Source organism: Burkholderia sp. Ac-20384, from assembly GCF_017104605.1.
Taxonomy (GTDB): Bacteria; Pseudomonadota; Gammaproteobacteria; order Burkholderiales; family Burkholderiaceae; genus Burkholderia; species Burkholderia lata.
The window spans coordinates 44,735-57,462 of the sequence record NZ_JAAGPE010000031.1 but is presented as its reverse complement, the minus strand read 5'-3'; the positions used below and the strand labels follow the sequence as shown (position 1 = coordinate 57,462).

The following is a 12,728-nucleotide window of genomic DNA, read 5'->3' as shown; positions in this document are numbered from 1 at the left end:
CGCTATGTCGGCGGCCAGCACGTCGAGGCTCGGCGAACTCGCCGCCGGATCGTCCTCACGCCGCTCGCGCGCGTCGAACGCGCTGCGCGCCGACGCAAGTGCCTTTCCGGCGGCGTCGTACTCGCCGAGCAGCGCATCCGCGAGCGCAATGCCGTACCAGTTCGCCGCGACGTTCGGCGCGGTGCGATCGTCGATCTCGAACTGCAGCCGCCGCGCCTCGGCCGCGATGTCGGTCGGCGTGCGGTTCTGCAGGACGCGCAGCCGCGCGCGCACGAAGCCGTATTCGGGCGACTGGCGCGGCTGCCGGTACGGCGCGCGGCGTGCGCGATCCTCCATGTCGGCGATCCGCTCGCCGGTCAGCGGATGCGTGCGCGCGTACGCCGGCACGCCCGCATCGCCCATCGACGCGCGGTCGAGCCGCTCGAAGAAGCCCGGCATCCCGTACGGGTCATAGCCCGCGTCCGCGAGCAGCTGGAAACCGACGCGATCGGCCTCGCGCTCGGCCGATCGCGAAAAGCGCAGCTGGTTGTCCACCGCATACGCCTGCCCGCCCACCGCGATCGCACTGCCGAGGTCGCCGCTTCTCGCGAGCACGCCGGCCAGCACGCCGAGCAGCATCGTCGCGAGCGCCGTATAGCCGGTTTTCTCGTTCGCACCGATCATCCGCGCGATGTGCCGCTGCAGCACGTGCCCCATCTCGTGGCCGACCACCGATGCGAGTTCCGACTCCGTCTGTGTCGTGACGACGAGGCCACTGTTGATCCCGATGAAGCCGCCCGGCATCGAGAATGCGTTGATCTGCGGATCGCGCACCGGGAACAGGTCGAAGTCCGGCGTGTAGCCGCCGATGAAGCGCGCGGCCGCCGCGGCCGCGAGCCGCGCCGCCATCGCGTTCAGGTAGTCGCGCACGAGCCAGTCGTCGAGATAGTCGGGATCGCGCCGCACTTCGCGCATCACGCGCTCGCCGAGCCGGCGCTCGGCCTGAGGCGTCAGCGAACCGCCGGAACCGTCGCCCAGGTCGGGCAGCTCGAGCGAGCGAAGCGGCGCCCGCAGGCTCGCGGCCGGCGCCGACGCGCCGCCGGTGTCCGAAAACCGGCTCTCCGCCCCGCCGTACGTGCCGAACACGCCGGCCGCGATGCCGGACGGCACAGTGGAAATCGACCGGGCGCCGCCGGCCGCCGATTCGAGCGGCGGCGCGGACGCACTCTGCGCATGGCCGCTCGGCGGCAATGCGAGCGCCACCGACAGCGACACGGCAAGCAACTGTTTGACACGCATGGCAGGATGAAAACGACGCCGTCCCGCGCGCCGGGCGCGCATCGCGGCGTTTGGTCTGAATATTCGGGTCATTGTACCGGCGACATCGCGACTGTCCCGTGCGGCATGCGCGCCATCTGCATACCCGGCGCCGCGAATGCCACTGCTATGATAGGCGCCCGTTGAAACGTTGGATCGGATCGGGGCGCGGGGAACTGGATACGGCGCCCTGCCCGATCGCGAAGCAGGATCGAGGGACGTGCTCGCGCGAGCACACCGTTCCACTGGAGCATGACATGTCAGGACTCACCCATTTCGATGCCGCCGGCCATGCGCACATGGTCGACGTCGGCGGCAAGCAGGAAACCCAACGCATCGCGATCGCGCGCGGCACGATCCGGATGCTGCCGGCTACGTTCGCGCTGATCCGCGACGGCAGGGCCAAGAAAGGCGACGTGCTCGGCGTCGCGCGCATCGCAGCCATCCAGGGTGCCAAGCGCACGGCCGATCTCATCCCGCTGTGCCACCCGCTCGCACTGACGCGCGTGGCCGTCGACTTCGAACTCGACGACGCGCTGCCGGGCGTCCACTGCGTCGTGCAGGTCGAGACGTTCGGCCGCACCGGCGTCGAGATGGAAGCGCTGACTGCCGTGCAGGTCGGGCTGCTGACCGTCTATGACATGTGCAAGGCCGTCGATCGCGGGATGGTGATCACCGATGTGAGCGTGCGCGAGAAGCGCGGCGGAAAGTCGGGGGACTGGAAGGCGGAAGACACGACAGGTTAAGCGCCAACAGCAACAGCAGCCATTCACGGGGCATCGTCGGCCGTAGCGAGGCCCCGTTCGAACGATAAAAGCCAGAAAAACCCATCACGAATGAAGAACCTCACGCTGAAATTCGGCGCGCCGCTGCTGTGCGCGCTCTCCCTGTTGCCGTCCATCGCATCGGCCGCCGGCGCCTGCCCCGCCGCCGACACCGCCGCGCGCGCGGCCATCGACGCGCAGCATCGCGTCCAGCAGATCCGTATTCCGCCGAGCGACGGCGGCGGCGTCGACATTCCGCCGCCGCTGCGCGACGCGCTGCGTGCGTACAAGCAGGCGCTCGTCGGCACGATCGACGCGCGGCTCGCGTGCAGCGACGAGCAAGTCGACCCGGCCGCACTGAAGCGCACGCTCGCGGCCGCGCTCGGCGTGCCGGCCCGGCCCGTCCAGCCGAAAGACGGCGAATCGGCGTTCGGCCGCAATCCGGACGTCGACGTCGAACGCGGCGGCACGTCCCGCCCGTTGCTGTTCGTGCGCGCCGGCTTCGACATCGCATGCGGCGACGACAACCTGCTGACCGCGTATGCATGGGAAAACGGCGCCTGGCGGCGCGTGCTGCGCTGGCAGGCCGACGACTACAAGGACATCGGCGGCGCGTACGGCAGCGGTTTCTGGTTCTCGGCGCTGCCCGGCGGACAGGTCGCGGTCGTCCACGGCACGCCGTGGTGTGCGTCGCGCTGGAGCCAGTTCGCCGCGGACGTGATCGCACCGGCCAACGGCTCGGCTGCGCAACGCACGGTGTTCCATTCGGAGAACAGCTACGTACTCGACGAAAACCCGATCCGGTTCAAGGTACGCCCCGACGGCTTCGAGGTTCGCGCGACCGTCGGCTCGAGGGACAGTGACGTGATGACGCGGCCGGGCGTCTTCCGCTATCGCGTCGACGGCGGCACCGTGCAGCGCGTACAGCCCGTTGCGCTCAACGGCCGCGATTTCGTCGACGAATGGCTGAAGGCGGACGATGCGCTGGCGCGCGAATGGAGCGAGCCCGCCGCCGCAGCGGCCGCGCTGAAAGGTCGGCAGGCGTTCGAAAAGGCCAGCAAGGCGGCCGACCGGGGGTTCGCGTACGGCCCGGTGCGCGGCTGCTCGGACAGCAAGGACCGCTTTCAGGTCGAACTCGATCTGACGGGCTCCACTGGGGAAACGGTCGCGCGGCACTATGCGCTGATTCGCCAGGAGCGCAACGGGTTCACGCTGCTTGGGCTGAGCACGGCGGCCGAGCCCGCTTGCCGCGGCGCGAACCTGATGCCGCAGCACTGAACGTGGGGCGAGCGTGCTGCAACGGCCGCGCGTATCGACTGTCGACGGCCATGCGCGGCGGTAGAAAAATTGGACGGCTCGATCCACCAGGAGGCCAACGGCTTCACGACGCCCGATTCAGATTACAGGACGCGCCAAAGCCAACGTGCCGCGGCACGACCCTGACGCCGCAGCACCGCACCGTACGTAGGCCCCCGGTTCGTCAGTTACCGCGCTGCGGCTCGAACACGAACGGTTGGGTCAGCAGGAACGGGTTCGCGGTCGCGCCCGTCTGCACGCAGGTCGCGTGCGTCATCGCGTCGACGGCCGCGCGGTCGGCCGCCGCATTGCGGCTGCTCGTCGTCACGGTGACGTTCTGCGCTTCGCCGGATGTCGTCATCAGCGCGCGCACGAGCACGGTCGCCGGGCGCGTAAGCGGCTTTGCGGTATCCGGATAGACGGCGCGCGGAATGTGGCACGTCAGCTTGCTTTCCTGCGACGACGACAGCATCGCGCAGCCGGAAAACAGCATCGCAACGGCGGGCAGGATCAGGTAGGTCGAGCGAATAGCCATGGTCGAATATCGTTCTTCAATACTGTTCCGGACGCACGCGCCGCGCACCGGAAACGTCGCCCGGCCGCATCGCATGCATCCCACTGCGCCGCGGCCATCGGACCGGCGCCCCGTTACGGCCGCACGGCCGATCGATGCTCGGCCGCGATCCTGCGTGGCGGACTTCCCCGGTGGCCGGGTATTGCCCGTGTTTGCTGTGTGCCCCGCCCCACACGGGCCGGCTCGCAAGCACTTTCGCGCATTGTGCACGCGCGGCCCGTCGAGCGGCGGCGATTTGACAATGGTTGACGCGAATCGCCGCGCCTTCAGCCGGAATCCCCGCAATCCGCGAGGTAATCGATGCGCGGCCGGATTCGCCGGGTTCGCGCCGGGCGCTCACGCCCGACGCGCACCACGGCTTCCTCACGGCGCAGTACATGCCGGCATTCCCCGTTCCGGCACGCGCTGCACGCATCAATCCGAATCGTCGTCGTCCTCGTCGTCGGCCGCATCGGCCGGCACTTCGCCGTACTTCGCGACGACTGCCGCCTTGAACGGCTTCAGCGCCGGCTGCTGGTCGCACAGCTTGTACAGCGCCGCCAGTTGCTGCGGCCAGTCCTTCAACTCCTTCGCAAACACGTGCAGGCGCGCGACGGTGTCGAGCGCGTCGGCCTCGCGGCCGGCCAGCGCCTGCAGCGCCGCATAGCGGCGCAGCACCGTCTCGCCCGGCAGCAGCGCGATCGCACGCTCATGCGCAGCGAGCTTGGCCGGCAGGTCATCCGCCGAAATCGGGAGCAGCGTGGCCGCGCCGTATTCACCCCACGCGCCGAACAGCAGCGACGGCGCATCGCGGTATTGCGCGGCCGGATCGCTGCCGTAGTACAGCACTTCCGCGCGCTGGTAGTCGCGCAGCACCGGCACCGCCGCCAGCACGCCGCCGACCGACAGCACCGCGAACAGCCCGAATGCCGCACGCCCCGGCAGGATGCGCAGCGGCTTCACCTCGAGCAGCCCGATCACGAACATCGCCGGCAACAGGAAGAACATGTACTGCTGCGGATACTCGACCAGCGCGTGCATCAGCAGGATGCCGATCAGCGCGAAGCCGAACACGCGCATGCTCGACTGCGGCGCGCGCACCGCACGCGCGAACCACGTCACGAGCGCGACGACGAGCACGCCGAGGCCGACAAGGCCGGACTTCGCGAGCAGGTCGATGAAGATGTCATGCGAGTTGTTCGCGATCTCGACGCCGCCGAGCGAGCGCACGAGCGCGAACTGGTGCGACGGGAACTCGCCCCAGCCGACGCCGAGCAGCGGATGCTCGCGGAACATCGCGAGCCCGTACTTCCACAGCGCGAGGCGCGGCGCGATCTGCCCCGCGTCACGCATCCGGTCAGCCGCGGATTCCGCGAGACCCAGGTGGTAGTGGACGTTCGCCCAGCGCACCGCGACGTTCACCGCGATGAACGCCACCGCAAGCACGACCGGGATCGCCCACGCGCGCGCATTGCCCGGCGCGCGGCGCGATTCGAGCCACGCCATCCAGAAACCCGCGACGACCATCACCGCGACCTGCAGCCACGGCCCGCGCGACACCGTCAGCGCAAGGCCGACCGACAGCACGATCGACAGCGCGAGCCACGCCCATACCGCGAGCCGGCGCGTCTGCACGAGATACAGCGCGCCCGCGAGCGCGAATGCGATGTAGCTGGCCAGATGGTTCGCCTGCGCCATGTTGCCGTACGGCCGGCGATCGACCGCGACGTTGTACATCACGACGAACGGCGACAGCGCCGACTCGAGGTGGAACAACTGCACGATTTGCGTTCCGACCGCGAACACGCCGCCGATGAGCAGCGCGCCGGCCATCATCCGCGACACGACCTCGGCCAGCCCATCGCGCGCGAGCGTATAGCCGGCCTGCATCGCGACCAGCGCGGCGGCGAGATAGCCAACCGCCAGCCAGTTCATCGACGGCACCTTGAGCGGGATCAGCGCGACCTGCGCGATGAGCACCACGGCGAACCCGAGCGGCGCGACGAACGCGGCCGGCGCGGCGAACGGCTCGGCCGGGCGGCCCGTGCGCGCGAGCAGCACGACGGACACCCCCACCAGCAGATACAGCACCAGCGCGGAAAACTCGGAATAGAAAGTCGGGATCGGATACGTGTGATTCGTGATCGCGTACGGCACGATCAGGGCGACAGCCAGCGCAACGAGCGGCAACGAACGGGAAAAAGTAGAAGGCATGAGCGAACCGGATGTCAGCAACCGGCGCACTATACAAAACTTTCCCCCCTCTGTGCGGGGCCTTCGCGCCGCGACCCGACGCGGCGCGGCCGTCACGACCGGATGAAGCGGCGGGCGGCATGCCGCCCGCGCAGCCCTGCTCCGCCAGCGGCACTACGCGCGGCACTCCGCCGGTGCATATTTCGCCGGCAACGTCGCGGCGTCACCCGGCAATGGCCCGGCTCCCGGTGCCGGCAGCGACGACGCATCCTTGCCGGCCGCAAAGCACTCCCACGCGATCGCACCGGCTTGCATCGCGCCCTTTTTGAGCGGCACGCGGGCGGTGGGCGCATCGGCCTTGTCGGGCGCGGACGGCACGAGCACCAGCGTATTGGCGCCGGCCGCGGTGACGCGCGTGGTGAATGCGACCGTGATCTGGCCGGTCTCGCCGTCGATCGCAACCGATTCGACGTTGCGGGTCGCGGCCGGCGGGCTGTAGCCGCCGTCGAGGCTCGCGCCGCTCGAGGCGTTGTCGGCAACGGCGAGCCGCGCGGACGACGCAAGCGCGAGCCCCTCGCCGACGCGCGAGCGCGCAAGGTAATCCTGGTACGCGGGAATTGCATAGGCTGCGATCACGCCGACGATCGCCAGCACGATCATCAGTTCGATCAGCGTAAAGCCGGCCGGCCGCCAGCGCGGCGACGGCCGGTTCGCGCGCCGCAGATCGGCGGCCACGCGACGGAACAGGGAAACGGAAAAAGCTTCGAACATGGCAGGCTCCGGAAACGAAAAACGCCTGCCGGTAAAGGCAGGCGTCTCGATCGTAGCCAGCGGGCCGTGAATCCGGCAGTCGGCCGGACGGCCAGTGTCAGTGCGCGTGCGGTACGTCGCGGCGCTTCCTGAGCGTGTAACCGATCGCCACGACGAACAGCGCGCCCGCGATGCTCGCGCCGTAGAGGACCTCCGGCGTATCGAGCACCGGCCAGCGGTCGCCGACCGGGTCATTCACGATCAGCCCGCCCGCGATCCAGCCGAGCAGCCCGGCGCCGAACGCCACGACGACCGGGAAACGGTCGAGCAGCTTCAGCACCAGCGTGCTGCCCCACATGATGATCGGCACGCTGACGACGAGCCCGAAGATCACGAGCGCGATCCGGTGCGACGGGTCGGCCTGTTCGGCCGCGCCCGCGATCGCGATCACATTGTCGAGGCTCATCACCGCATCGGCGATCACGATCGTCTTCACGGCGTCCCACAGCTGGCTGGCCGGCTTGATGTCGTCGTGCGCATCGCCGGCCGGCGCCATCAGCTTGATGCCGATCCACAGCAGCAGCAGCCCGCCGCCGAGTTTCAGGAACGGCACGTCGAGCAGTGCGACCGCGAACGTGATCAGCGCGATGCGCAGCAGGATCGCCCCCGCAGTACCCCAGATGACGCCGCGCAGCCGCTGGTTCGCAGGCAGGTTGCGGCATGCGAGCGCGATGACGACCGCGTTGTCGCCGCCGAGCAGGATATCGATGATGATGATCTGGAGAACGGCGCCCCAGTGGAGCGACGTCAGGAATTCGAGCATGGCGTGACGGGCAGGACAGCGGCCGCCCGCGGGCGACCCGGTTCATCGCCGGCACATGCGCGATGCATGCCCGGTGCTTACGAATTCATTGCGCGAGCATAACAAAAAACGCCGGCAAAGCCGGCGTTTTCTGCAGGACGAACCCAGGGGAAATATTACAGCGCCTTCTTCAGCAGACGGCCCATTTCCGACGGGTTGCGCGTGACGGTGATGCCGCACGCTTCCATGATTTCCAGCTTCGCTTCGGCCGTATCCGCACCGCCCGAGATCAGCGCGCCGGCGTGGCCCATGCGCTTGCCCGGAGGCGCCGTGACGCCCGCGATGAAGCCGACGACCGGCTTCTTCATGTTGTCCTTGATCCACTCTGCCGCATTGGCTTCGTCCGGACCACCGATTTCGCCGATCATCACGACTGCGTCCGTATCCGGATCGTCGTTGAACATCTTCATCACGTCGATGTGCTTCAGACCGTTGATCGGATCGCCGCCGATACCGACTGCCGACGACTGGCCGAGGCCGAGTGCCGTCAGCTGGGCAACCGCTTCATACGTCAGCGTGCCCGAACGCGACACGACGCCGATGCGGCCCTTGCGGTGGATGTGACCCGGCATGATGCCGATCTTCAGTTCGTCCGGCGTGATCGTACCCGGGCAGTTCGGCCCGAGCAGCAGCGTCTTGCGGCCTTCGCGACGCATGCGGTCCTTCACTTCGATCATGTCGCGGACGGGGATGCCTTCCGTGATACAGATCGCGAGATCCAGATCGGCTTCGACCGCTTCCCAGATCGCAGCTGCTGCGCCTGCCGGCGGAACGTAGATGACCGACACGGTCGCGCCGGTTTCTGCCTTCGCTTCCTTGACGCTTGCGTAGATCGGAATGCCTTCGAAATCTTCGCCGGCCTTCTTCGGGTTCACGCCCGCGACGAATGCTTCGCGGCCGTTTGCGTATTCACGGCAGGCGCGCGTATGGAACTGACCGGTTTTGCCGGTAATGCCCTGCGTGATGACCTTCGTGTCCTTGTTGATCAGAATCGACATGTATTTTGACCTCTGTTCGATTGGCGTCGCGTACAAACCGCGCCGCCAGCGTGTTCAATAGCGCGCTTACTTGCCTGCGGCAGCCGCGACGACCTTCTGGGCAGCTTCTTCCATGCTGTCCGCCGAGATGATCGGCAGGCCCGAATCGGCCAGCATCTTCTTGCCGAGGTCCTCGTTCGTGCCCTTCATGCGCACGACGAGCGGCACGTTCAGGTTCACGGCCTTCGAACCGGCGATCACGCCTTCCGCGATCACGTCGCAGCGCATGATGCCGCCGAAGATGTTCACGAGGATCGCCTTCAGATCCGGGTTCTTCAGCATCAGCTTGAACGCTTCCGTGACCTTCTCGGTCGTCGCGCCACCGCCGACGTCCAGGAAGTTCGCCGGCTCGCCGCCGAACAGCTTGATGGTGTCCATCGTCGCCATCGCCAGGCCTGCGCCGTTCACGAGACAGCCGATGTTGCCGTCGAGCGAGATGTACGCGAGGTCGAACTTCGACGCTTCGATTTCAGCCGGATCTTCTTCGTCCAGGTCGCGGTACGCGACGATTTCCGGATGGCGGAACAGCGCGTTCGAGTCGAAGTTGAACTTCGCGTCGAGTGCGATGACCTTGCCGTCGCTGGAGACGTTCAGCGGGTTGATTTCAGCCAGCGATGCGTCGGTTTCCCAGAATGCCTTGTACAGGCCTTGCAGGATTGCGCGTGCTTGCGGAATCGAAGCAGCCGGCACGCCGATCTTCGCGGCGAGGTCGTCGGCTTGCGCGTCCAGCAGGCCCGTCGACGGCTCGACGATGACCTTGTGGATCAGTTCCGGGTGCTTTTCGGCAACTTCTTCGATGTCCATGCCGCCTTCGCTCGAACCCATCAGAACGATCTTTTGCGTCACGCGATCGACGACGAGGCTGACATACAGTTCCTGCTTGATGTCGGCGCCTTCTTCGACCATCAGACGGTTGACCTTCTGGCCTTCCGGACCGGTCTGGTGCGTGACGAGCTGCATGCCGAGGATCTGGTTCGCGTATTCGCGAACCTGCTCGATCGACTTCGCCACCTTCACGCCGCCGCCCTTGCCACGGCCACCTGCGTGAATCTGAGCCTTCACGACCCATACCGGGCCGCCGAGCTCTTCTGCCACCTTGACGGCCTCGTCAACCGAGAACGCCGGCTTGCCGCGCGGTACCGCGACTCCGAATTTCCGCAGGATTTCCTTACCCTGGTACTCGTGAATCTTCATGCGTGATTCCCTTCAGTCTGAGAGTTGGATGAAAAGTCGCTTTAGACGCTTCTTCGAATGATTTCCGTTCATTCCTTCGTGCTGCCTTCACCGGGCACGTCCGGCCGGCTCGCGCCATACCAGCGCGGGTAGTACTGCCGCACGACCTCGCCGTCGAACCGCAACGCCCGGCAGCGGCCGAGCTGGAAAGGCGCTTCGTCGTGCACGCCGCCATGATCCGGCCCTTCGCCCCCCTCCTCGCGCACGTTCCACACATCACCAGCGAACGCCTGGATCGCTGCCGTCGGCAGCACGGCGCACAGTTCGGTGAGATGGGAGCAGCCTGCGACACCGGCGAGCAGCCGGTTCGCGTTGCGGCGGAAATTGCGGAAGAGATTGAGCCCAATAAGGGCCCGATAGGCGGGAGAGGCGGATTGACAGTGACCGGGATAGGGAACCCATTCCGAAGACGCTTCGGCGTCGACGACATTGAGGTCACGATCGATAGTCACGCGCAGCCAGAGTTCGTGGATCGGCAGGCCCTGGGGCCGGATGCCCGACGCAAGCGCGACATCGCGCGGCTTGTGGTCGGTCAGGCAGGCTTCGATGTCCCACAAGCCGTCGCCGCGCTCGTACGCTTCCGCTCGGATTGCGCGTTGATGTCGCAACTGACGGGGCACGGGCTCGGATAGCGGCATGCTGGAGGTTGAGGCCGAAGAGGAAAACCCATGGATTTTAGCATATTGGGTATTTGAGACAGATTGACGCGACGGCGGGTATTCCCGCCTGTCCGGAAGCGGTTGCATTGCAGCAAAATCGCGCGCCACGCGCGCGATCGGTGCGGTCAGTCGTCGATCGGGAAATCGTCGCCGACCTTCAGCAACTTCACGATGGTCGCACTCGAGAAGCCGCGTGCGGCGAGAAAGCGTGCCTGCTTCGCACGCTCGGCCGGCGTTTGCGGCAGTGCACCGAATTTCTTGCGCCAGACCGCTTGCGCACGCGCCCATTCGGTCTCGCGGAGCTGGGTATTCACTTCCTCGACGAGCGTATCGCCCACCGCATGACGCTTCAGCTCGCTGACGATGCGCGCGACGCCCACACGCGACGCGCGACGATGCACGAGACTCTCCGCAAAGCGCGCATCGGATAGCCAGCCTTCCTGTTCCAGCGCATCGAGCACGGGGTCGACGGATTCGTCTTCGCCGACGTAAGGCGCGAGCTTGCGCGCGAGTTCGGTGCGGCTGTATTCGCGCCTGGACAGATAGCCGAGCGCGCGGCCCTTCAACGATCGTTGCGGCTTCGACGACTTGCGCTCGGTACTGCCCGGAGCGTCACCTGACGAAGCACTGGAAGAAGCACCCGACGCGCGACGTGTGCGGCGTGGATGCTGGCTGCTGCGCGTATAGACATCTTCCCTCGCCGGCGCCGATGCATCGGCTGCGCGATCGCCCGGGAAGCTGACACCGGAAACACGACGGCGGGAGCGGTCGTGCGCGTCGAACGATTCATCGTCGTCGAACGGATCGTCCGGTGCGGCAATCTCAAACGAAACGAGGGCATCGTCGGATGCCCTCGTCGCGGTGCGGTTCGCGGCATTGCTGCCTGCGCCCCGCCGATCGGCGCTCGAGGATCCGGTTCGCCGGCCGGAGCGGCCCGCCGTTTCGGGCGTGTCGCTCTCCTCCGGCTCGCCAGCCTGACCTCGGCGCCCGACCATCACTCTTCTTCGTCCATCGCCTCGGCTTCGTCCTGGCCTGCACCATCAGGCATGGCGACCACGCCAAGCGATTCGCGAATGCGGTTCTCGATCTCGCGTGCGATTTCCGGATTCTCGCGCAGGAATTCACGCGCGTTGTCCTTGCCCTGACCGATCTTCTCGCCGTTGTAGCTGTACCAGGCGCCCGCCTTGTCGACGATCTTCGCCTGCACGCCGAGATCGATGATCTCGCCCTGACGCGAAATGCCTTCGCCATACAGGATGTCGAAGATCGCTTCGCGGAACGGCGGCGACACCTTGTTCTTGACGACCTTCACGCGGGTTTCGTTGCCGATCACCTCGTCGTTCTTCTTGATCGAGCCGATCCGGCGAATGTCGAGACGCACCGACGAGTAGAACTTCAGCGCGTTACCGCCCGTCGTGGTTTCCGGGTTGCCGAACATCACGCCGATCTTCATCCGGATCTGGTTGATGAAGATCACCAAGCAGTTCGTGCGCTTGATCGTGCCGGTCAGCTTGCGCAGCGCCTGCGACATCAGGCGGGCCTGCAGACCCGGCAGCGAATCGCCCATCTCGCCTTCGATTTCGGCCTTCGGCACGAGCGCCGCGACCGAGTCGATGACGATCATGTCGATCGAGCCCGAGCGCACCAGCGCGTCGGTGATTTCAAGCGCCTGCTCGCCGGTGTCCGGCTGCGAGATCAGCAGCTCCGGCACGTTCACGCCGAGCTTCGCTGCATATTGAACGTCGAGCGCGTGCTCGGCGTCGATGAACGCTGCGGTGCCGCCAATCTTCTGCAGTTCGGCAATGACCTGCAGCGTGAGCGTGGTTTTACCGGACGATTCCGGACCGTAGATTTCGACCACCCGGCCGCGCGGCAGGCCGCCGACGCCGAGCGCGATATCGAGACCGAGCGAGCCCGTGGACACGACCTGGATGTTCTCGGTCGCCTCGCCGTCGCCCATGCGCATGATCGAGCCCTTGCCGAACTGCTTTTCGATCTGGGCAAGCGCGGCGGCCAGCGCCTTGCTCTTCTCGGCGGTCATCCCGGAGCCCTTCTTGCTATCTTCCATGAATCGTCCTTTGCTAT

Annotated in this window: 12 protein-coding genes; 2 read left to right on the top strand and 10 right to left on the bottom strand. The window is 66.8% G+C overall.

The features are described 5' to 3' along the window. Positions 1-1,278, bottom strand: a 1,278-nt coding sequence (locus tag G3O00_RS08685; protein ID WP_206142719.1) for a M48 family metalloprotease, incomplete at its 3' end; no start/stop codon positions are given. Between the two features lie 275 nt (positions 1,279-1,553). Between G3O00_RS08685 and moaC the strand changes: the two genes are divergently transcribed. Then, the gene (moaC, locus tag G3O00_RS08680) at positions 1,554-2,042 is read left to right on the top strand and encodes a cyclic pyranopterin monophosphate synthase MoaC (RefSeq protein WP_206142718.1); all 489 of its coding nucleotides are present in this window, start codon (positions 1,554-1,556) and stop codon (positions 2,040-2,042) included. Positions 2,043-2,132: 90 nt separating this feature from the next. Then, positions 2,133-3,338, top strand: coding sequence for a hypothetical protein (locus tag G3O00_RS08675; RefSeq protein ID WP_206142717.1), 1,206 nt, complete (start codon positions 2,133-2,135; stop codon positions 3,336-3,338). A 202-nt stretch (positions 3,339-3,540) separates the two neighbouring features. On the opposite strand, the gene G3O00_RS08670 is transcribed toward G3O00_RS08675, so the two are convergent. The 9 genes from G3O00_RS08670 to recA form a co-directional block, all read right to left on the bottom strand. Beyond that, positions 3,541-3,891, bottom strand: coding sequence for a TonB family protein (locus tag G3O00_RS08670; RefSeq protein ID WP_174930665.1), 351 nt, complete (start codon positions 3,889-3,891; stop codon positions 3,541-3,543). A gap of 453 nt (positions 3,892-4,344) precedes the next feature. Beyond that, positions 4,345-6,123: a Wzy polymerase domain-containing protein gene (locus tag G3O00_RS08665; RefSeq protein WP_206142716.1), complete on the bottom strand. Its 1,779-nt coding sequence runs from the start codon at positions 6,121-6,123 to the stop codon at positions 4,345-4,347. Positions 6,124-6,276: 153 nt separating this feature from the next. Beyond that, the gene (locus tag G3O00_RS08660; RefSeq protein ID WP_011353081.1) at positions 6,277-6,873 is read right to left on the bottom strand and encodes a pilin; all 597 of its coding nucleotides are present in this window, start codon (positions 6,871-6,873) and stop codon (positions 6,277-6,279) included. 97 nt (positions 6,874-6,970) lie between these two features. Continuing rightward, complete coding sequence (locus G3O00_RS08655) at positions 6,971-7,675, bottom strand: TerC family protein (protein WP_206142715.1); 705 nt, start codon at positions 7,673-7,675, stop codon at positions 6,971-6,973. A 155-nt stretch (positions 7,676-7,830) separates the two neighbouring features. Then, on the bottom strand, positions 7,831-8,712 hold the full coding sequence (gene sucD, locus G3O00_RS08650) for a succinate--CoA ligase subunit alpha (RefSeq protein WP_006477916.1): 882 nt from the start codon (positions 8,710-8,712) through the stop codon (positions 7,831-7,833). A gap of 66 nt (positions 8,713-8,778) precedes the next feature. Beyond that, a complete protein-coding gene (sucC, locus tag G3O00_RS08645) occupies positions 8,779-9,945 on the bottom strand; it encodes an ADP-forming succinate--CoA ligase subunit beta (protein ID WP_011353083.1) in 1,167 nt (388 codons plus the stop codon). Between the two features lie 68 nt (positions 9,946-10,013). Beyond that, positions 10,014-10,622, bottom strand: coding sequence for a DUF2889 domain-containing protein (locus G3O00_RS08640; RefSeq protein ID WP_041492941.1), 609 nt, complete (start codon positions 10,620-10,622; stop codon positions 10,014-10,016). Positions 10,623-10,768: 146 nt separating this feature from the next. Beyond that, on the bottom strand, positions 10,769-11,638 hold the full coding sequence (gene recX / locus G3O00_RS08635) for a recombination regulator RecX (RefSeq protein ID WP_206142714.1): 870 nt from the start codon (positions 11,636-11,638) through the stop codon (positions 10,769-10,771). Further along, on the bottom strand, positions 11,638-12,711 hold the full coding sequence (gene recA, locus G3O00_RS08630; RefSeq protein WP_041492942.1) for a recombinase RecA: 1,074 nt from the start codon (positions 12,709-12,711) through the stop codon (positions 11,638-11,640). The genes recX and recA overlap by 1 nt, the downstream gene beginning before the upstream one ends. Positions 12,712-12,728 lie beyond the last annotated feature (17 nt).